The organism is Pectobacterium sp. S5, from assembly GCF_051707265.1.
GTDB classification, from domain to species: domain Bacteria; phylum Pseudomonadota; class Gammaproteobacteria; order Enterobacterales; family Enterobacteriaceae; genus Pectobacterium; species Pectobacterium polare.
This window is the reverse complement of sequence record NZ_JAULSZ010000004.1, coordinates 155,301-176,846: the sequence shown is the minus strand read 5'-3', so window position 1 is coordinate 176,846 and position 21,546 is coordinate 155,301. Positions and strand designations below refer to the sequence as shown.

The 21,546-nt window shown below is 49.9% G+C and carries 17 protein-coding genes and 1 tRNA gene; 7 read left to right on the top strand and 11 right to left on the bottom strand.

All coding sequences use genetic code 11. The annotated features are described in order from the left end of the window. Positions 1-102 precede the first annotated feature (102 nt). Positions 103-324, bottom strand: coding sequence for a hypothetical protein (locus QWJ20_RS15530; RefSeq protein ID WP_433992925.1), 222 nt, complete (start codon positions 322-324; stop codon positions 103-105). A 366-nt stretch (positions 325-690) separates the two neighbouring features. On the opposite strand from QWJ20_RS15530, the gene tssD reads away from it, so the two are divergent. After that, a complete protein-coding gene (gene tssD / locus QWJ20_RS15525; protein WP_433992924.1) occupies positions 691-930 on the top strand; it encodes a type VI secretion system tube protein TssD in 240 nt (79 codons plus the stop codon). Positions 931-1,692: 762 nt separating this feature from the next. Further along, a complete protein-coding gene (locus QWJ20_RS15520; protein ID WP_433992923.1) occupies positions 1,693-2,814 on the top strand; it encodes a PD-(D/E)XK nuclease family protein in 1,122 nt (373 codons plus the stop codon). A 114-nt stretch (positions 2,815-2,928) separates the two neighbouring features. Here the strand turns inward: QWJ20_RS15520 and QWJ20_RS15515 are convergent, their stop codons facing one another. From QWJ20_RS15515 to QWJ20_RS15505, 3 genes are all read right to left on the bottom strand, one after another. Beyond that, the gene (locus QWJ20_RS15515; protein ID WP_433992922.1) at positions 2,929-4,182 is read right to left on the bottom strand and encodes a tyrosine-type recombinase/integrase; all 1,254 of its coding nucleotides are present in this window, start codon (positions 4,180-4,182) and stop codon (positions 2,929-2,931) included. A 178-nt stretch (positions 4,183-4,360) separates the two neighbouring features. Then, positions 4,361-4,435: transfer RNA gene (locus QWJ20_RS15510), tRNA-Arg, on the bottom strand. Between the two features lie 76 nt (positions 4,436-4,511). After that, entirely contained in the window at positions 4,512-5,450 is a 939-nt protein-coding gene (locus QWJ20_RS15505) for a formate/nitrite transporter family protein (protein WP_433992921.1), read from the bottom strand. Positions 5,451-5,862: 412 nt separating this feature from the next. Between QWJ20_RS15505 and mlaA the strand changes: the two genes are divergently transcribed. Next, entirely contained in the window at positions 5,863-6,624 is a 762-nt protein-coding gene (gene mlaA, locus QWJ20_RS15500; protein ID WP_095995053.1) for a phospholipid-binding lipoprotein MlaA, read from the top strand. Positions 6,625-6,986: 362 nt separating this feature from the next. Then, positions 6,987-8,570: a malate dehydrogenase (quinone) gene (gene mqo, locus QWJ20_RS15495; RefSeq protein ID WP_433992920.1), complete on the top strand. Its 1,584-nt coding sequence runs from the start codon at positions 6,987-6,989 to the stop codon at positions 8,568-8,570. Between the two features lie 189 nt (positions 8,571-8,759). Here the strand turns inward: mqo and fadL are convergent, their stop codons facing one another. Further along, positions 8,760-10,061 carry a long-chain fatty acid transporter FadL gene (gene fadL, locus QWJ20_RS15490; protein WP_095700087.1) on the bottom strand — a complete coding sequence of 434 codons (1,302 nt, stop codon included), beginning with the start codon at positions 10,059-10,061 and terminating at the stop codon, positions 8,760-8,762. Between the two features lie 508 nt (positions 10,062-10,569). On the opposite strand from fadL, the gene QWJ20_RS15485 reads away from it, so the two are divergent. Then, positions 10,570-10,866 (top strand): YfcZ/YiiS family protein, encoded by a 297-nt coding sequence (locus QWJ20_RS15485; RefSeq protein WP_109411414.1) that lies wholly within the window; start codon positions 10,570-10,572, stop codon positions 10,864-10,866. Between the two features lie 113 nt (positions 10,867-10,979). Here the strand turns inward: QWJ20_RS15485 and QWJ20_RS15480 are convergent, their stop codons facing one another. After that, positions 10,980-11,744 carry a class I SAM-dependent methyltransferase gene (locus tag QWJ20_RS15480; protein WP_433992919.1) on the bottom strand — a complete coding sequence of 255 codons (765 nt, stop codon included), beginning with the start codon at positions 11,742-11,744 and terminating at the stop codon, positions 10,980-10,982. A gap of 168 nt (positions 11,745-11,912) precedes the next feature. On the opposite strand from QWJ20_RS15480, the gene fadI reads away from it, so the two are divergent. Together fadI and fadJ are read left to right on the top strand one after the other, a co-directional pair. Then, a complete protein-coding gene (gene fadI, locus QWJ20_RS15475; RefSeq protein ID WP_095700084.1) occupies positions 11,913-13,226 on the top strand; it encodes an acetyl-CoA C-acyltransferase FadI in 1,314 nt (437 codons plus the stop codon). Continuing rightward, positions 13,223-15,460: a fatty acid oxidation complex subunit alpha FadJ gene (fadJ, locus tag QWJ20_RS15470; protein ID WP_433992918.1), complete on the top strand. Its 2,238-nt coding sequence runs from the start codon at positions 13,223-13,225 to the stop codon at positions 15,458-15,460. Before fadI ends, fadJ begins: the two co-directional genes overlap by 4 nt. Here fadJ and QWJ20_RS15465 read toward each other — a convergent pair. From QWJ20_RS15465 to QWJ20_RS15445, 5 genes are all read right to left on the bottom strand, one after another. Next, positions 15,453-16,463: a Csu type fimbrial protein gene (locus QWJ20_RS15465; RefSeq protein WP_249714256.1), complete on the bottom strand. Its 1,011-nt coding sequence runs from the start codon at positions 16,461-16,463 to the stop codon at positions 15,453-15,455. The genes fadJ and QWJ20_RS15465 overlap by 8 nt on opposite strands. A gap of 4 nt (positions 16,464-16,467) precedes the next feature. Continuing rightward, positions 16,468-18,834 carry a fimbria/pilus outer membrane usher protein gene (locus QWJ20_RS15460; RefSeq protein ID WP_433992917.1) on the bottom strand — a complete coding sequence of 789 codons (2,367 nt, stop codon included), beginning with the start codon at positions 18,832-18,834 and terminating at the stop codon, positions 16,468-16,470. Positions 18,835-18,892: 58 nt separating this feature from the next. Further along, on the bottom strand, positions 18,893-19,666 hold the full coding sequence (locus QWJ20_RS15455; RefSeq protein WP_174876591.1) for a fimbrial biogenesis chaperone: 774 nt from the start codon (positions 19,664-19,666) through the stop codon (positions 18,893-18,895). Between the two features lie 35 nt (positions 19,667-19,701). Continuing rightward, complete coding sequence (locus tag QWJ20_RS15450) at positions 19,702-20,238, bottom strand: Csu type fimbrial protein (RefSeq protein WP_095995047.1); 537 nt, start codon at positions 20,236-20,238, stop codon at positions 19,702-19,704. A gap of 183 nt (positions 20,239-20,421) precedes the next feature. After that, positions 20,422-20,970: a Csu type fimbrial protein gene (locus tag QWJ20_RS15445; protein WP_095700078.1), complete on the bottom strand. Its 549-nt coding sequence runs from the start codon at positions 20,968-20,970 to the stop codon at positions 20,422-20,424. Positions 20,971-21,546: the final 576 nt, after the last annotated feature.

Below are 21,546 nucleotides of genomic sequence, written 5' to 3'. Positions count from 1 at the left end.
TAGTTCAGACTTGATATAATAGAATCCGGTTATTTATACGGTTATCTTTCAGATCATATCTGGCTTAAATTCCTCTCAGCTTAGTTGCGTATTATTTCGTTTTTAGGTGTAGTCAAAAACAACACATCCATTTCCTGATGCGGCAATCGATTTAAGATCTAGGACTGACTTACCTTGCAAGTTCTTAAGAACTATTCTAGCTTGTTTTCCTGAAGCAGAAGCTGCAATACTTTTTAAATCTAGTACAGAAAATGGCCTTGCATCTAGAACCATTCCACCGCCTGATGCCGCGATACTTTTTAGATCCAATACAGAAAATGACATATATACTCCTTTTTTAGATTACACATAATATGATTTTTTATGGGGTTTGTTTTCTCTTTACGTAAGGCGAAAAAACGATGATACAGGTTTTTTTCATCAGTTGTTAACATCTTAGAATAAGAAAATCACTTGTGAAACTATTTCATTAAATGTGTTTATCATGTTGAAAGTTATTTCCAAAAAATTATTAGAGCTATTTCGTTCTCAGTAAACGGGGAACGACTATCATAGTTTACGAATGAGAAAGTTGATTCGCTGATTTCTTTGATATCCATATCATTCTAATTATTGTTTTTGCATCAATGGCCTTGTATGTTCATTAACGATAATATCCACAAGGTTTAAACCATTAAAAAGGAAATTTATATGGCTAATTATGCATACATGACTATCGAAGGTAAATCACAGGGATTGATTTCTGAGAGCTGCTCCACATTAGAATCTATTGGTAACCAATATCAGGCAGGACATACCGATGAAATCATGATCCTGGCTTTTAACCATATGATGAGTAATGACGGTCACGCAGTCCATAACCCTATCACCCTGGTAAAACCTATCGACAATATTGATCTCTCTGCCATTCCGCCACCTAACAATATGTAATATGAAAAAACAGAAGGTATACTCGCCAGATTTCCAATGCGGGTTGCTAACTGCAATACTACCTGAGATACAATGACACTTCCGGTCATCGCACCCGCAGCGCCGTGGTAAATGTTCCGTTTCTGCGACTCAGATGTGTGTTTGTTGAAGCTATCAAAGATCCTCTTTACCGTTTCATAGACCTTATCGCGTGAAAGAATCCCTCTGTGTATCGCACGGATCATTCTTTCCATTTCTCGTGACCGTGTATACCTGGTATCCGTATCAAGGAATGAGTAGGCGAGATAGCCAAAGTTTTTGCTGACTTCACCCACCCCTGACCCTATACCTCTGTAATACTCACCGGCTGTAAACAGAAGAACTATTTCATCAGCCAGTTCATCCAGATCTGCTTCAGTCATTGTCATTCCATCCATGAATTACATGATTAATTAGATTGTAGTGTAATCGGTGAATGAGAGGAATACATTCTTATTATATTAATAGCCTGCTATTTATTGGTGAGGATAACTGCTATTTTGTTCATCATGGTTGAAGATATGCTAATGTCTCAAAAAACAATGTAAAGAGCGGTTATCAGAGGGGGATGTGTTGATTTTCATATATAGATAACCTTTAGGTCGTGAATAACTCAATGAATCTTTACCGAAAGACGGTATCATCTATGTCACTGACTCAAAGAATTCACTGGTCAGTAACCGGCGTAGAAAGTGATTGAATTACAGAAACCATTTTTATGATTAAATTATTATATGAGGGATTATGAACGGAAATGTTTTTCCAGATGATTTCCTGGAACAACTTGGCAATATAGTAAGCCAAGAAAAACCTGAGACCAACTTCTTTGATGTAGGCGGATGTGGTTATTTAGAAAATCCAACATCGGATCTAATGGCATTGTTTATGGGAGGGGATGAAGAAGTTAAGCCTTGGTTGTTACTTGCATTATTGAAAATTCTTAACGAGGTTACTGACAATATAGATTTATCTTCACTCAGGATTGCAAGAGAGGTTTGCTGTGAAAATGGTGAAAGAATTGATATAGTAGTAAGTCATGATGAATTTATTATAGGCATTGAAAATAAAATTAAATCGGTGATTAATAATCCTTTCGATGCGTATGAAAAACAACTTAACGAATATGTTGACAATAATCAGCGTGTCTATAAATGCATTATTAAACCTTTGTCTAATAGCTCGTCGGTAAATAATAATTGGAAAATGATTACGTATACTGAGTTAGTTAATGTGGCATTTTCTTGTTTAGATAAAGATATCGTTGATGAATCATCAAATAAATGGATGTTTTTTTATAAAGAATTCCTATCCCATCTATCAACCTTGAGTGAGGGAGAAATGAGTAATTTACTAAATGATGAACAAATTTCCTTTGTTACGGATAACTTTGATAAGCTAATAAAAGCTAAGAACTTATTAGACTCATTTGAGAATGCTGTCTATCTCGAAGGGCATGATATTCTCTCAAAAATATTGCCTGACAGCCGTATCACAAAGAGTGTTAATAATTGGAAAGAAGATTATAAAGCATTACACTTTATGCCAAGTGAATGGGGAGAGTCATACATGACCTTGGTATATCATCCTCAAAAGAATGATGGCGGTATTGAATTTTACGTTAATGCAATAATTAGTAGGAGCCAATATGATGATATAGAATCACTTAAAAATGAAGTAAGAAATAATTCAAAAAAAGGTGATTTTATACCAACTGCTAGTAGCGAAGATTCTGAAATAACAATTACAAATAATGGAAATTATCTAACACTCAGTTTCTGGGGACCATCGAAAGATAAGGAGGGGGCAATGACACTGCTGCATGATATGACTGTGTGGGTGAATGAAAAAATAAAACCTGTTCTGTAAGTGCGGTATTTTTTGCACGATATGGGCTACTTTCCTTCAAAATGTAGCCCATCTACGTTGAAGCACATTGCCCGAAAAAGCCCCAACCACCATGAAGGGGCTGAAAGGGAGTGGTTATTGCTTCCTGTTGGCAAACTCAAACGGGCTAACTACTCCATTGCGGTTCGTATCCAGAAAATCAGCCCACCATTGCAGCATCAGTTTACGTTCATCGAGATGTTCAGCTTTGTGGATATAAGCGGCTCGCACTGAGTTGCGTTCCTGATGACTCATTTGGCGTTCAACTGCATCTCTGGACCATAATCCTGATTCAATCAGCGCACTACATGCCATTGTGCGGAAACCATGCCCACAAACTTCGGTTTTCGTGTCATATCCCATGATCCGTAAGGCTTTGTTAATGGTGTTTTCACTTATGGGTTTATCTGCGTGACTAAAACCAATAAAAACAAGTTTGTGCTCACCACTGATAGCATGGAGTTCTTTGAGGATAGTAATAGCCTGCTTGCTCAATGGCACCAAATGCGGTGTATTCATTTTCGATCCACGATTGGAAAATTTAACGTTTTTTAGTGGATCTCGCTTCGCAGGGATTGTCCATAACGCATTTTTGAGGTCGAACTCTGACCAACGCGCAAACCGCAGTTCACTGGAGCGGATAAATGTCAGAAGGCATAACTGAACGGCTAATTGGGTGATCCCTTTTCCTTTGTATGCCTCGATACGTGTCATTAGTTCGGTAATGTGTTCAAGGGGTAGAGCAGGGCGGTGGACACTTTTAGCCGTAGCAATAGCTCCTGCCAGATCGTAAGCCGGATTAACGTCGATAAGATCATTATGAACCGCATAGCGCATGATTGCCGTGATGCGCTGTTGCAAGCGAGAAGCCAGTTCCAGATGTCCGGTTTTTTCTGCATTTTTAGCGGGAATCAACAGATCGCGGGTTTTAAGCGTTGTGATATTTTTTTGCCCGATAATTGGGAATACGTGCGTTGTCAGGCTATTGAGAATCAGTGTCCGATGCCCCTCAGACCAGGTTTTATTGCTGGCATGCCAGCTTCTGGCAACGGTTTCAAAGGTGAGTAAACCTTTCTCTTCAACCTTTTCCGCTTTTCTCTTTTCACCTGGATCGATGTTATTGGCAATCTGTTGTCTGGCTTCATCTCTTCTGCGACGGGCTTCTGTTAAAGAAACCGCAGGATAAACACCTAATGCCAACATTTTTTGCTTACCTGCAAAACGGTATTGCAAACGCCAGTATTTAGAGCCGTTAGATTGGACCAGAAGGTGCATACCATTTGCATCAGTCAGTTTGACGGATTTCTCAGCAGGTTTTGCATTTCTAACCTTTGCCTCAGTGAGTGCCATAGTAAATTTCCTACAGTGATGGTATCTGTATTATCGAACTTACCATACCAACATTGATACCAACAACATAGTGAGAATGTAGGTAAAACTGAGTATATTTTAGTAGACGGGGAATCGTATTAATTTAATGAATTATAAGGGTAAAATAGAATTTAATGAGCGTTCGTAGGAGATGTGATGGTGTCCCCAGCAGGAATCGAACCTGCAACTAGCCCTTAGGAGGGGCTTGTTATATCCGTTTAACTACGGGGACATGAAGCCCGGCTATTATACGCATTTTTGCTCTGAGAATAAGCACTTAACGGTGCGTTTGCTCAAAGTGTCGGCAATCAGCGTTTCTGCCGATGTTCTTTTTCCCCATTCCCTTGCACCTTTTGGCGTTTGCCGTGGGATGAACGACTCATGTCGTTGCGGATTTGCGCATGGCTGATGAGTGCGAAAATAAAGGTGCCGCCGATGATATTCCCCGCCAGCGTGGGCAGAGCAAACGGCCAGATGAAGTCCTGCCAGGGGATGTGGCCAATGAACACCAGATAGAAAATCTCTGAGGCACCAGCCACGATGTGGGTGAGGTTACTGAAAGCAATCATCCAGGTCATGATGATGATAATCCACAGCTTGGCGGAGTAGGCGCGCGGCAGCATCCAAACCATAGTGGCAATAATCCAGCCAGAGACGACGGCATTGGCGAACATCTCCGTTGGTGAGTGCTTCATGACCTTCATGGCGATGTCGACCAAAGCCACCCGCGTTTCGCCATCAAAAACGGGCATATAGGTAAAGGCGAGGGCGGCCAAGGCTGTGCCAATCAGGTTGCCAGCCAGCACGACGAACCATAGTCGACCAAGCAGGTAGAAATTGCTGCGCGTGGGCTTATGCATGATGGGAAGCACGGCTGTGACCGTGTTTTCGGTGAACAGCTGCTGGCGCGCCATGATGACAATCACAAAGCCGATGGTGTAACCGAAGCACTCCAGCAGAAAGCCGCCGGGTACGCCAGCCAGATGGTTGTGCAGCATACCGACCGCCATGAATGAGGTTCCCATGGAGATCCCTGCCGCAATCGCCGACCACAGTAACGCCATGGCATCGCGTTCCAGCTCCTTTTGCCCTTCCTGACGAATCTCTTCATGGATTGCGGCGGCGGGGGAAGGCAAGTGATCTTCATCTACATCGATCGTTCTTCCCTGCGTGCTTTCCTCACTCTCTACCGCCACGTCCTTTTCTTTCTCTTGCCGGATTTGTCTGGATTCTGGAGGTGGGTTCATAGCGATTCTCTCGACGAGTGGGCCAGTTGGTGCCTTGCTAACGGTACTGACGTTGAGGGGCAATGACCGACAGCCCCGCTGATAAGCGTAGTCAGTTTTTACAACATGGGGCGTTGCGTGACTCACTGATTTAGGCTGGCGGTGCTAAGCTGTGAGGGGAACAAGGGAATACCGTGCTGTCGCCCACGCTGGAGCGCGTGTCGCAACGATGCCGCGTGTTGTCCCCATAAGAAAAATGGCAAACCTCTGAAAATGCAGTAATGCGTAAGCCAACGTAGCGATGGAGCGATAAAATGTTACACTGTTGGCCGATATCCCGTCCTTGTCGCTCAGCCTGATAGGCTGGGGCTGATACTGGGAATACCCATTTTCGGTCGCGGGTATAGCACACTATAAATCAGGGAGAACAGATATGAATTACCGCCTGAGTGGGGTGGTGTTTGCCAGCGTGTTACTGATCGGCTGCGCCAGTTCCGGGGATCGAGCTCAAGAAGGACGTTCTGATCCGCTTGAAGGCTTTAACCGTACCATGTTCAGTTTTAACTATGACGTTCTGGATCCTTATCTGGTGCGCCCAGCGGCTGTGGCCTGGCGTGATTATGTGCCGACGCCCGCGCGTAACGGACTGGGGAACTTCTTCAGTAACCTGGAAGAACCTGCAACGATGGTGAACTACTTCGTTGAAGGTAAGCCGTATAAAGCGATGATTCACTTTAACCGCTTCTTCCTGAATACCTTGCTCGGGATGGGCGGCCTGATTGACGTGGCCTCAATGGCTAACCCGAAACTGGCGAAAGAAGAGTCTCGCCGCTTTGGTAGCACATTGGGTCATTATGACGTGGGCTACGGGCCTTATCTGGTCGTTCCTGGCTACGGTAGCGTGACACCTCGTGAAGACGGCGGCGGCGTAGTGGATACGCTGTATCCGATGCTGAGCTATCTGACGTTCTGGATGTCCGCGGGTAAATGGGCTATCGAAGGGCTGGAAACGCGAGCACAGCTGTTGGATTCCGACGGGCTGCTGAGTAACTCTTCCGATCCTTATCTGATGGTGCGTGAAGCCTATTTCCAACGGCATGATTTCCTTGCCAGTGATGGAAAACTCACCCCGCAGACGAACCCAAATGCGGCAGCGATTGAAGACTCGCTCGACGAGATCGATTCAGCGAAATAGTGTCGCGTCACATCGCTCATTTTACAGGCACCTGCGGGTGCCTTTTGCTTTTATAAAACACTGCTAAACTTACTTTTACCATGATGATTCTGTGGTTTGTTTCTTAAAAGTTATGGCATTGTTGTTCATTTATTTACTTACTAAAATTTATTTCCTCCCGCCAGATAACAATAATGCTACGTCGTTAACCCGTACCGATGTCCATCATGGTTGAAATGTGTCTGCACGCTGATTTTTTTGTTAGCAAGGTTATTAACAAAAAGGTCATAAGAATGATGCTTTTTACTGATGATGGCGTGGCCGTGTGTTAATGAATGCCCGGAATTCTATTTACCTGCACTTATAAAAATAGAGATATAAGCATGAAAAAACTACTTGCTATGTTCTTCTGCCTCAGCGTGGTGGTTAACGCCCCACTGGCGATGGCTGAAGATGCTAAAACGACAGAGAAGACAACGGATGTGGTACTGATCGGCGGGGGCATTATGAGCTCTACGCTGGGCGTGTATTTACAGGAGCTGCAACCAGACTGGTCTATCGACATGGTTGAGCGGATGGATAACGTGGCGGAAGAGAGCTCTAACGGCTGGAATAATGCCGGTACGGGTCACTCGGCTTTCATGGAACTCAACTACACGCCGGATAATCCTGACGGCCCCATCAATATCAGCAAAGCGCTGGAAATTACCGAAGCGTTTGAAGTCTCGCGCCAGTTCTGGTCCTATCAGGTGAAAAACGGCGTGCTGAATAATCCGCACTCTTTCATCAATAGCGTGCCGCACATCGCCTTTGTCTGGGGTGATGAGAACACCGCCTTCCTGAAACATCGTTATGATGCGATGCAGCACAGCACGCTGTACCGTGGCATGGAGTTCTCTGACGATCCCAATACGATCAAAGAGTGGGCGCCGTTGGTGATGGAAGGTCGCGATCCGGCTCAGAAGATTGCGGCGACTCGTATGCCTATCGGTACCGACGTGAACTACGGTGAAATCACGCGTCAGCTGGTTGGTGCGATGAAAACCAAATCCAATTTTGCGCTGCACCTGAATTCAGAAGTGCGTGATATCAAGCGTAATGCGGACAACAGCTGGAGCGTGACTTACGCCGATCTGAAGAACGGTGAGAAAGAAAGCGTGATTAAGGCGAAGTTTGTCTTTATCGGTGCGGGTGGGGCGGCACTGCAACTGTTGCAGAAATCTGGCATTCCTGAGGCCGACCTGTACGGTGGCTTCCCGGTTGGTGGTGAATTCCTGGTGACAGAAAACCCGGAAATCGTGAAGCGCCACATGGCGAAAGTTTACGGTAAAGCCTCTGTCGGTGCGCCACCGATGTCCGTTCCTCATCTGGATACCCGTATTTTTGACGGTAAGCCAGTGCTGCTGTTCGGGCCTTTTGCTACGTTCTCCAGCAAGTTCCTGAAAAATGGTTCGCTGTGGGATCTGATCGGTTCCGTGACGTTCTCCAACGTGATGCCGATGACGCACGTCGGTCTGGATAACTTCGATCTGGTGAAGTATCTGGTTGGTCAGGTCATGATGGATGACGACGATCGTTTCGCTTCGTTGCAGGAATACTTCCCGAACGCGAAGAAAGAAGACTGGAGATTGACGATTGCTGGCCAGCGCGTTCAGGTTATCAAGAAAGATGATGACAAAGGCGGCGTGCTGAAGCTGGGTACGGAGATTGTCAGTTCCCAAGATGGCTCGATTGCCGCGCTGCTGGGTGCCTCTCCGGGCGCCTCTACCGCCGCGCCGATTATGCTGAGCCTGCTGGAAAAAGTGTTTAAAGATAAAGTTGCGACGCCAGAATGGCAGGGCAAACTGAAAGAGATCATTCCATCTTATGGTCAGAAGCTGGACGGTAATATTGAAATGACCAATAAAATCCGTAGCTACACCAGCAGCACGCTGGACCTGGACTATATTGAGGTTAAGCCTGAGTAATCGGGGTTAGCTGGAAATAACAATGTAAGGCCGCGAAAGCGGCCTTTTTTGTGCCTTTTCGTCTGGTAGATACAGGCAATAAAAAAGCAGGTAAGTTGCCTTACCTGCTTTATCACGTTCTGACTGATAGCAATGAGAACGCGTGCTTTATTTATAAACTCGTACGTTACTTAGAACGCCATTCTTTATTTAGAACGCGTAGTTAAAGTTCACGCCGTACAGCCAGGCTTTACCTTTGGAGCTGAAGTTGTAACTTGGAGAACCTGCTCTATCAGAGATCGGTTCGCTGATATCAACTTGCTTACCATGCATATAAGACACGCCAACATCCACAGACGCATCTTTATTGAAGGCGTAGGTGGTGCCTGCGCTCAACCAGAAACGGTCCTGATCGGGGATAGAGATAGAACGTCTGTCGGCTGGTACCGGGCTGTCATCAAACGCGATACCGCTACGGAACGTCCAGTTATCGTCATGATAGTAGGTGGTGCCGAGTGCGATACGGTAGGCATCACGGAAGCCTTCCTCTTTCTGGAACAGCGTGTTGCCACCGTTACCTGTCGCTTTCAGTTCCTGGAAATGGCTCCAACTGGTGTAGGTCAGGCTGTAGTGAACTGCCCATTTCGGCGCTACACGGTGGTAGGCAGATGCTTCCCACATTTCTGGCAGATTGAGTGTTAACTGACCCGGTACTGTTGCGCCATTGAGGGCACCAGGTCCAGCGGTGCGTTGGTTACTGTAATCGCCATTGAAATCGATATCGACTTTGGAACGATAGGTCAGGCCGAGCCGATTATTTTCATCCACTTCATACAGAATACCGGCGTTCCAGCCGTATCCCCATTCTTTACCTTCCAGACGAGCCATCTCTGAAGACGGACCCGCAACGGCACCCTGAGCGCCACCCGCACCGGCAGGAACATTAGCCAGTTCACCCGCGCGTCGGATAAATTTGGCATCGGCATAAACCGCGTTAACCCCTAAACCAAAACTGAAATGTTGGTTCAGGCGATACGCGGCGCTCAGGTTCAGGTTTGACGTCAACAGGTCGGTTTCTCCGCCGATAGAACCTGCTGCATAGTTATCATTAAATTTAGTCGCCAGACCATAGTTAGTGGTGGCGGAAGCACCAATCGCCCACTGTTCATTCAGCGGCATGATGAAATGCAGGTTAGGTACCCAAGCATGTGGTGCGATGTTTTTAGCGCTGGTATCTTGCCCGGTCAGGGAGTTTTTCCCCTGAACATCGATATCTGGGTTGATATAGGTGACACCACCGGAGAAGGACGGGCGGTCAAACATGGTCATGGTCGCCGGGTTACGGCTACCGGAGGTCGCATTATCGGCTACGGCACCTTCACCAGAAAACGCGCGTCCCAGACCAGATGATGAGTATTCATTTAGCTGGAAACCAGCCGCGGACACATTTGCTGAAAACAGGGCCACCGCAACAGCAATTGTGGATTGTTTGAACAGGTTTTTCTGGTTCATGACCAAAACCTCTTTATATGCTTGTTATTTAACTTTGTTACACGAAGTAACAAGGGACGCGCATTGTAGGGGGCGCACTCAGCCTGACAAATCAGACCAGTTGCCAAAGTATAAGTTGGGAATCCGACAATGTTGCGCTGGTGTGTTAAAAATATGTCCGGAATGATGCAAAATTTAGATCTGCTTAACGTTTTGGTTAATTTGTGTGAAGAGATATTACTCAGTCTTTACTGCCGTATAACACCGTAATGTGATTGATATCACTAAAATTACTGGTCAGCATGAAGTGCTGGCACTGCTTCGGGATGAGGGAGTAAAATATAAGGAAGATAAAAATATTTGAACTGGATCATATACGCTAAATAATTCGAGTTGCAGGAAGGCGGCAAGAGAGGGAGTCCCGATGAGCTTACATAAGTAAGTGATTCGGGTGAGTGAGCGAAGCCAACGCACATGCAGCTTGAAGTATGACGAGTATATATCTCCCGCGTTTTAAGAGGAAATAGGCATGACGAACGTAATCAACAAATGCAGCGCTGAAGAAACCGCAGCCTGCTGCTGTGTCGATGTCGGCACAATCATGGATAACACGGATTGCACGGCGTCTTACAGCAACGTTTTCAGCGATCGTGCTGAGGCGGAAGCGACTCTCGCCGCCCTGACGGAAAAAGCGCGAGCGGTAGAATCCGAACCTTGCGAAATCACCAGCACGCTGGAAGACGTAGACGGCGGTGTTAAACTGGACATTGATTTCACGTTTAGCTGCCAGGCTGAAACGATGATTTTCCAGCTCGGCCTGCGTTAAGCCTTCCTTCTGGCAGGCATTGCGTTATCGCAGAGTCTGCCAGACTCGCTTTATTTCTCTTTCGTTGTTTATTTCCCCTTCGCTGTTTATATCCACCCCTGTCGGTGGTGTTGTCACTTTTCAATTCTCCCAATGCGCATGTTAATCGGCCATAGAATCGGTCGGCATGTTGTCGGCGTTCCCCAGAGCGTCGCAATGTCTTCATAAAAACGGCACAGCATTTCCTCTCGCCCTGCTTCTCGGGCACTGGCGACGGCAGACCAGGTCGAAATATAGCCAATAAGTGCTTCTAACGGCCATTCAAGGCGGATGTTCAGAGGAGGCGCGGTAATTTCATCAAAGGGAAAAGGGATGTCTCGATATCCATTGTCAACCAGCTGGCGTTCAGCAGGCCAAAACGGACCAATCTCTTCGTAATAAAACTGATGAAATCTGTCGTTCAGATCGTCGTCAAGCTGCATAACGCCATAGCTGATGAGGGCCAATATTCCCTGAGGGACTGCCACTCTGCGGACTTCCTGATAAAACGCGTCCAGCTTGAACCAGTGCGCGGCCTGCGCTGCGGTAATCAAGCTGTAAGAGAGTGGCTGTCCGGGCAAATTTTCTGCGGGGGAACATGCGTAGTCGATACGAGGATGTGCAACGGCGTTGCCTAGCTGACTCGCGCTGGGGTCAATGCCTTTTACTGCGTCGAAATGTTCAGCCAGCTGTCGCGTAAGCTGCCCAGTCCCGCATCCCACATCCAGCGCATTTTGGGTATTTGGTGCGAGGCTGGAAAGGTATTCTGCCAGTTCGGGCGGATATTGCGGTCGGTAGCGAGCATAGTTCTCTCCACCTGAGGAAAACCAGTTTCTGCTTTCTTCGGTTGCGTTAGTCATCTTTATCACCTGAGTCTTGTCATAAGGTTGATGGTATCAGGGCTGACAATCGCATGCTCTTCACACTTTTGTGTTGCGCAGCTTTGCGTAATGTAACTATCTGGTTAACAATGAAATCAGGTCTGACCTGTTGTGCGCGTACTTTATTTTAGGTTAACAGGAGCGTTTATGAGCGAGGTATTACCTCTGATAACCCGCCGTGGCGATCGCATTGCGTTCGTGAGCGGATTACGCACCCCATTTGCCCGGCAGGCAACAGCCTATCATGGTGTACCTGCCATCGAATTAGGAAAGCTCGTCACCAGCGAATTACTGGTTCGCACGGGGATCGATCCTGAATTGATCGAGCTATTGGTGTTCGGACAGGTGGTTCAAATGCCTGAAGCGCCGAATATTGCCAGAGAGATCGTGCTCGGCACGGGCATGAGTGTGCATACCGATGCCTACAGCGTGTCGCGCGCCTGTGCTACCAGCTTTCAGGCGGTCGCCAACGTGGCGGAAAGTATTATGGCGGGGACGGTGGAAGTCGGCATTGCTGGCGGGGCAGATTCCTCTTCTGTGCTGCCGATTGGCGTCAGCAAAGCGTTGGCCAGAACGCTGGTGGATATGAATAAGGCCCGGACGCTGGGCCAGAAGTTGAAACTGTTAAGCGGCCTGCGCCCGAAAGACCTGCTCCCCGTTGCGCCCGCCGTGGCGGAGTATTCCACCGGGCTGCGCATGGGCGATACCGCCGAGCAAATGGCAAAAACCTACGGCATCACGCGTGAAGAGCAGGATGAACTGGCGCACCGTTCGCACAAGCTGGCGGCTCAAGCCTGGGAATCCGGCGTGCTGCGCGATGAAGTCATGACGGCTTACGTCCCACCTTATGACAAGGCGCTGAGTGAAGATAACAACGTGCGCCATGATTCCGCACTGGATCAGTATTCCCGCTTACGCCCGGCGTTCGATCGCCGACACGGTACGGTCACGGCGGCGAACAGTACGCCGCTAACGGATGGCGCGGCGGCGGTGCTGATGATGAGTGAATCCAAGGCCAAAAGTCTGGGGCTCACGCCGCTAGGCTATCTGCGCAGCTATGCATTCAGCGCCATCGGCGTGCAGCGTGATATGTTGCTGGGGCCGGCTTATGCCTCCCCGCTGGCGTTGGCAAGGGCTGGTGTGACGCTGGCCGATCTCACGCTCATTGATATGCACGAAGCCTTTGCCGCCCAGACGTTGGCAAATCTCAAACTGTTTGCCAGCGATGAGTTCGCTCGGAATCAATTAGGCAGAAACGCCGCGCTGGGCGAAGTGGATCGCGACAAGTTCAACGTGCTGGGAGGCTCTATTGCCTATGGGCATCCCTTTGCCGCCACCGGGGCGAGGATGATTACTCAAACGCTGAATGAACTGCGTCGTCGCGGCGGCGGACTGGGATTAACTACCGCTTGTGCGGCTGGCGGGCTGGGTGCGGCAATGGTACTGGAGGTGACGCCATGAACGATCAACAGCCTTTCTCCGTGACAACATCATCTGCAACGGAAAAGACATTATCTGCAACGGAAAAAACAGTGTCTGCAACAGAAAGCCCGACTGCTTTTTCCCTCACCATTCGGCCGGACAATATCGGTGTGATTCGCATTGATGTCCCCGGCGAAAAGGTGAACACGCTAAAGAGCGAATTTGCAGAACAGATTCTTTCGGTCTTCGAGCAGGCGCGGCAGCATGCGACGCTCAGAGGGCTGATTTTTATTTCCGCCAAGCCTGATTCGTTTATCGCCGGTGCGGATATCACCATGTTGAACCAGTGCAGCAGCGCCGAACAGGCAGAAAATCTGGCGAAGCAAGGGCAGGAAACGTTCGATCAGGTGGCCGCGCTGCCGTTCCCCGTGGTGGCCGCGATACACGGTGCCTGTCTGGGCGGTGGGCTGGAGCTGGCATTGGCCTGTGACTATCGCGTCTGCTCGCTGGATGAAAAAACGGTGCTGGGGTTACCGGAAGTGCAGCTTGGCCTTCTTCCCGGTTCAGGCGGAACACAGCGTTTGCCACGGTTAATTGGTCTGGATAGCGCGCTGGATCTCATTCTGACCGGTCGCCACCTCCGTGCGAGTCAGGCACTACGACAGGGGCTGGTTGATGAGGCCGTCCCGCACGATATTCTGCTGGAGACGGCGGTCGAGATTCTCAAAAAAGGAAAACGCAAAGCGGTGCCGCTGGGCTGGCGTTCGCGTTTGCTGAGCAGTCCGGGTATTCGCCATGTGCTGTTCAAAATGGTGAAACGCAAAACACGTGCGAAAACACACGGCAACTATCCGGCCACGGAAAAAATCATTCAGGTGGTGCGGCGTGGCATAGAAAAAGGCCGTGAGGAAGGGTATCGGCATGAGGCGAAAGCGTTCGGAAAACTGGTGATGACGCCGGAATCGGCCGCGCTACGCCATCTGTTCTTTGCCTCCAATGCATTAAAGAAAACCTCCGGTGCGGCTTCTGAAGCGAAGCCGATCCACCGCGTCGGTATTCTCGGCGGTGGGCTGATGGGCGGTGGGATTGCCAGCGTGACGACGACGCGCGGGCAGTTGCCGGTGCGTATTAAAGATATCAATGAACAGGGCATTAACCATGCGCTGAAGTACAACTGGGAGCTGCTGACCAAGCGCGTTCAGAGTAAGCGGATGAAGCCGACGGAGCGCCAGCGGCTGATGACGTTGATTTCCGGTAGTACGGACTATCGTGGTTTTGAACATGCGGATATCGTCATTGAGGCCGTTTTTGAAGATCTGGCGCTGAAACGGCAAATGGTGGCGGAGATTGAAGATCATGCCGCACCGCACACGATTTTTGCGTCGAATACGTCCTCGCTGCCGATCCACCAGATCGCAGAGGGCGCACGCCGCCCGCAGCAGGTTGTGGGCCTGCACTACTTTAGCCCGGTGGATAAAATGCCGCTGGTTGAGGTTATTCCCCACGCTCACACCAGCACAGAGACGGTCGCAACGACGGTGGCTCTGGCGAGAAAGCAGGGGAAAACCGCGATTGTCGTGGGCGACAGCGCTGGTTTTTATGTGAATCGCATATTAGCGCCTTATATCAACGAAGCCGCTTATTGCCTGCTGGAAGGGGAGCCGATCGAATCGATTGACTATGCGTTGGTGCGTTTTGGCTTCCCCGTCGGCCCGCTCGCGCTGCTTGATGAAGTCGGCATTGATGTCGCGACCAAAATTGTGCCAGTGCTGAGTGAAGAACTGGGCAAGCGCTTTACCTCCCCGCCAGCGTTCGACGCGATCCTGAAAGATGGGCGCAAAGGGCGCAAGAATGGGAAAGGATTCTATCGGTACAATAAAACGCGCCGTTTCTGGCACGCGGGCAGAGAGGTAGACAGCTCGGTTTATCCGCTGCTGGATGTGACACCGAAGGCCCATATCGACCCCGCGCTCATCAGCCAGCGTGCTGTGATGATGATGCTGAATGAGGCCGCGCGTTGTCTGGATGAAGGCGTGATCCAGTGTGCCCGTGACGGCGATATCGGCGCGGTATTTGGCATTGGCTTCCCTCCTTTCCTCGGCGGGCCGTTCCACTATATGGATCGTCTGGGAGTGGAAACGGTAGTGAAAACGCTGCTGGTGTTGCAACAACAGTATGGCGATCGGTTCGCGCCGTGTGAACGTCTACTCGCGATGCGGGAAGGTCGGCGGACGTTTTATCCGCCAACCGATGAAGACCAGCGCGCTAGTTGATCGTGACGTTAATCGTGACGGTATCTTTATACGCGCCCTCCGGCTTGCTGGCCTGACTGGCGTTAATTCGGGCGGTGTATGGGATATTCTGTGTGATCCCCGTCCCCGCCCCGCTGTAATCGTTAGTCTCGGTCCAGGCGATGTTCCCCGTGCGGTAGAGCTGATATTGCAAATAGTAAGGCGTGCCGCCGACGGTGGCCGTCATTCTACGCCAGTTGGCATCGTCGGGGTGGGTACTGACCAGCTTGACGGTATAGGCACCCAGCAGCGTACAGCGAACGCCGAGGTTATTGTTGACTGCCGCGAAATCGGCAGGGAACGCCGCCGTACCAAAACTGATATTCGGCGCGCTGGTGATCTGGCAATCATTGGTGATGTTCATGGTGATATTGAGGGTTGAAGTGGTTGAGCCCCTTTCGTAAACACAAATACCTAACGCTCCCAGCGAACAAAGTTCATAGTCCCATTTAATCGTCACTGTATCGGTATAGGTCCCGGCCGCCACGTTGTTGCCGATACTGGTGCGGATATAGATCGGTATGGAGCCATCCGCTGAATTGAACAGACCTAAGATGCCCAGAAACGTAGTCCGAGACCAGGTGTAAGTTGAACCGATGTTATAGAGCGTCCCGCAGCCAGAATCGATACACAGACTATAGGGAACGTAGTCTGTGCTCGCCCCTCTGCGCATCCGCATGGCGGTACCGCTGGGGTTACTGTCATCGAGTATTGTGACGGTAATCGTATTGGTACTGATTAAACTCAACACACTCCCTGTACAGCGGAATCCACTGCCTGATGTCACGATTTGGGGGGTCCCGTTAACGCCGACAATGGAAGAGGCATAAGGCCCCAGCGTAGTGGAACTCGGTGGCGTCGTGCAGGCGGCGTAGCTAAAGGGCGCGTAATACAGCGCCATCGACAGGAAGGCCAGACGTAGCCAACGGGCAGCTCGCCGGTTGGCAGGGAAGAAGTGCTGGATTTTCGGTATCGGGGTCAGCATCGTTTTATCCTTTTGAGTCAGTCTGGCAGGTAAGCGGGCCGATGGTCGCCATCATGGTTTGTGATTCCGGCAGTGAAAATGTCACTCGGCAAAGCTGTCCGTCTTCTTGTTTAAAGCGTAAGCGGTTCGAGGTTTCCAGGTTGGTGAAATAGACCAGGCCATCGTAGCCGCTGATGGTGGTGTCCCCGCTGACCTCGTTTGTTATCCAGGTGCCGATGGTGAGTGGGTTGCCATCCGTATTGCGCAGCTTTATGTTGGCGGATCGCACGGCATGAACGGGGAACGTGACGATGGTGCCGCTGCCTTCTTTGACTGCCACGCGTGATTCCACCTGTGGCGTGGTGACGTTGGCTGGCAGCTGTAGTGTGTCAATTTCCACTTTCGCGGGGTAATTTGACACGACCCACGGCACAAGCAAATGACCGCGTTTGTTGGTTTTTCCTACTAACTGGTTTTCATATTTTACTGGGACGTCAGGGTATCCCTCGGTATCGACCACAATAAAAGCATCGTTGATACGGTTACTGGCGAAAAGCCCCCCGTTCATGTAGATCAGCGAGCCGCTCAGTTCACCCCATTGCGTGGTGTTTCCTTCATTGCCATACGTGCCACCAGCAACCATGGCATAAGGGCCGCGCCAGTTCAGCGAGCCTTGGTGATAAGGATTTTTCCCCGCGCCATAGGCCGCATTCCAGCCTAATCCACCTTCTGTCGGGGCGGTACGGTTCACCCCGACACGCGGTGAATAATCGCCATTGTTGTCGCGCTGAACGCCGGCATTGATGCTGCCGTTTGTACCAAAAGGCATCACGAACTGGATCTGGGCGCTGTAGCCGTTTTCTCCCAGCGCTTTGTTAAAGGCGAGATAAATAGAGCTGTCTTGCCAGACCTGACGGCTGAAAGAGAAGTTCAGCAGGCGAGTACGGGTGGAATCGTACGCGCGGATATCGAAATAACCCACGCCGAATGAACCGTTGCCTTCGCCGAACAGCTGGCTGCTGAGCGTTGCCTGATAGCTTTCTCGGCTGAGGCGGCCTTCTGCGAGTACGGCGGTTAAATCGCGATATTCCTCACTGCGTTTGGCATGTTGAACATTCAGGCCAAACGCGGAAGCGTAGTAAGAGTAGCCCGTGGTGTACTGGTGTCCGGTGGCTTCCTTTTCGCTCTGACTGTAGGACGAACTCAGGGTGCCCCAGCGGCCAAGGGTAAAATCGGCTCCTGCACCGAGCAGATAGAGATCCTGTACGGCTTCGCCATGCACTGACACGGTCAGCTTATTGGTCAACCCATAGCGATAGATGCCGCTGACAGCGGGATCGTCAGTATAGGCATTATTCTTTATGCCATAGTCCTGACGTAACACGCCAACGGACAGATCGAAATCGCTTAACCCCTCTCTTAACAATGCGTTGGAGACGTAAAACGGGATCGTGGTAGAAATCTGCCGCCCCTGAGCGTCTGTGGTAATGACGGTGGCTTCCCCAGCGCCGTTCAGGTAAGGCGTATTCGTGAGGGTGAAGGGGCCTGCATTCAGGCTGGTGCTGTTCGCTTTATACCCGTTGATAAACAGGTCAAGCGTGCTGGGCACGGCGGCCGTACCGGTATATTGCAGCATTGGATAAGTGACGATATCCGGGCGAAGGCCGAAATTGCGGGCGACGCGCAGACCGCCCATACGCACCGAGTTGCTCCACGTCAGCGAGTTGCTAATCAGGTCACCAACCTGATAGGTGAGCATGCGTTCGTTATCGTTATAGCGCCAATAGGTATCGAAACGCTGATAGCCATCTTGCTGCGCGGTATCGCTGCCCGAGGCGAAATAGTAGACCCCCGTATTGGATAAGGTACCGTAAGGGCTAAAAAAACGCTGTTCCATCCAACTGTTGAGTGAGTCTGAATTGCTGCGGGGCGAGGTGTAATAAAGGTTATAGTTGAACAATAACCCAGGGCTGCTGCGGGCGGGAAAGCGCATCATGTCCTGCCCGCCGCCTTCAACAGATTGCTCGGGTAGCCAGAGTGTAGGCACGGTGATTTTTAGCTGCTGTATGGCCTGATCGTAATCGGCGGTGACTTCTGGCAGGGCGCTGACATTCACCAGCCCCACACTTTGCTCAGATAGACGGACATGATTCGAACGCAGTGTTGCTGCATCCACATAATAGTTTCCCTCACGATACGTGACAGGCACGACCAGATTATCGCTCTGCCCGTTGACGGAAATCGTTAAATAGTAAACGGATTCGCTGAGTGAGGGCATGGCGCTGGGGGGCGGGGGAAGATCGGTATAGTCTTCCGCGAGAATCGTCGCAGAATAAAACAGCGTAAACGGGGCATAGATGAGCAGGGGGAACATACCTGTTTTACTCTTCATGCCTGACCTCATCCTGGCGGTACGGTCAATAAACACGCCGCTGTCGTTAATCGACCCATCATTCGCGTTTGATCAAAATGGGGTCGGTGATATCGATCAGGCTGGTGAAGAGCTGCATTGCCGCACCCGGTGTGGATACGCCCGCAGGCAGCGGCCAGCGCATCTCTTGTCCCGGTAGCACATAGCCTAAAAAGCCGTCGGTTACCTTTACCCTGCTTCCTTTCCCGCTTTGGTCGGCTGACCAATAGACATTGCTCAAGCGGGCATGGACGACGCCACGATTGCGGACATAAAGATAGTTTTTCCCCCCAACTGCGCTAACTCGCCAACTGAGCACGGGCAGCGTAGGCTCGGCGGTGGCGCGTCGTTTGTCCGGGCGACTATGCGTCCAAATGCCTGCACCATCAAGAAACAGCGGCAGCAGATAGCGCATCTGGAATTGCAGCCCCATCTGTGGCGCATCTTGTTGGTAGGGCGCGGAGATTTCATCAACGATGATGCGGTAAGCCTGTTCGGTATTGGCGGGGGCAGGGTTGACGCGAATCAGGCGTATCATATTGCGCTTGCCCGGCTCCAGCGTCATGAACGGCGGTGTGGCAATCACGTTACTTTGCTCGGCATAACGATCCTGAAAATCTATTTGCTTCCAGGACACAATACGAATTTGTAAGCCAACGGGCGCAGTGCCTTTATTTTCCAACCAGAGCGCTGAGCTGTTCTCATCGGACTCAATGACCTGATAAATCGGCCAAACGAGGATAGAACTGGCGGCAAAGCAAAATGCGCTGAAACCGCTTAATAAAAAAACCATTGCCCGAATAAAAAACGTCATTTTCCTTTTCATCCTGTGTTCACCCTGTTGTGTTTTTAATAAGTCAGGCTGACGGTCACGTTATCGGTATAAACCCCCGCGGGAGGCAGAGGCGTGCCGCCAAAATAGCGGGCGTAAACGGTGTAGGTCTGGGTTGTGGCGGGAAAAGAAACAATGCTGAGCGCCAGACTTCCCGTTCCCCAGACCTGTGTGCGTGCCGCATCGCGGTAAAGCTGATAGGCCAACAGGCGCGTCCCGGCTGCATTCTTCAGATAACGCTGCGCGCTGCTGCCGCCATTGGTACCGTAGCCCAGTTCAATGATGGCGTTAGTGCCAGGTGTACAGGTGGCGATAATCGAGCCCCCGCCGCTGGTGCTGGCGACATCCACGTTGGTCGCCGTGGCGCTGCGCGTCCCAAAGTTAAGCGTTCCCATATTGGGCTGGCTGCTTGCTGTACTGGTGCCAAACACACAGCCTTTTTGTATCGTTGCGGTGACATCGAATGTGCTGCTCACGGTGAGCGCCATCGCCACCGTGGGAACGATGGAACCAGACAGCAGGAACGAGAAAATCAATGCTGATGGAAAACGCATCGCAATACCCGCGGCTATCGAGCCTGAATAGCCGCACGGGAAACGCCCAAAGCCAGAGGGAACGGCAGGGCGTAGGTAGTCAACGCGGAATCGCGTATGAGATGTAGTGACATAACGGCTCCTTTTCTTGTGGATCAATGACCCTAAAGAGGCTGGCATGCGAACATGCCAGCCTGTAAAAAACTACCATTCGATCGTGGCAGTGACGGTGTCGGTATAAGCCCCTGCGGTGGGAGATAGCACGGTCTGATCTGACGGCAGGATACGGGCATACACCGGAACCGGCTGTGGGTTGCCCGTTGCAACAATGGCAATTCCGGTTGTAGTACTGAGTGTGATTTCGGTCGTACGGGTTGAATCACTGTATAAACGGTAAGGGACGTTGTAGGCTCCTGTGCCCGGCGCTAACCGGCGTAGCGAGGCGGTGGCGTTTGCACCCGCACCGATGTACAACGTCGCCGGTGTGCCAACAGAGCAACTGACGGTAATCCCGTTGCCCGAGACACTGGTAACCTGAGAGTCAATACTGGCTGTCAGATCGGAATGAGAGCCAAAGTTGATTGTTCCCCATGTAGTGCCTGCGCCTCCCCCGTTGTTGACCGTGCAGGCGGAAGTAATCGTCAGTGATACAGGGATCTGACCACTAATCGTCACGCTGCTTGCGGTGGGGGATAGGCCGAATGTGGTAAATAGTGTGGCCAGAATAGGTAATGCTATACGTTTAGAATTCATAATGATTCCTTTATATGCCTCTCACTTATTTTCATCGAATGTGTTTTCACGACAGCACATTGATTTTCGTGAAAACAGCTCGTCAAGAATGACTATTACCAAAGTAATCATAACGAGTCGTTTTAATCAGTACGGATATTTATATGGCATAGATTAACCGACCGGGAAAATACAGAGCGTTTATTCTCTTTCCTGATTGGCAGAACCATTGACACTAAAATTTCGCACTACTGAAATATATCGCTACTACTTTCAGTACGTTCCGTATGGTGAAGGTAATGCTATAAAGAAAATGTATGACTAATTTTATCTTCCGTGGCGTGAATAATTGCGGGCATATAAATAACAGAGAGGTTCTTCGGGCTTTATCCTGAATTGCACATTCGTCCATAAATAGAAGAGCAATCTATTTTCATTATATGGCGTTATATTCTGTGTAATGACCTTGTTTATAAAAAACGAATAGTAAAAAAGGATCTATTTAAGATAAAGATAGAACCAGAGTGGTTGTTTAACAATGTCGCAAAAATTGATATGCGTTAAAAAAGTGCAAGAAATCGACATTTTTGATTTTAT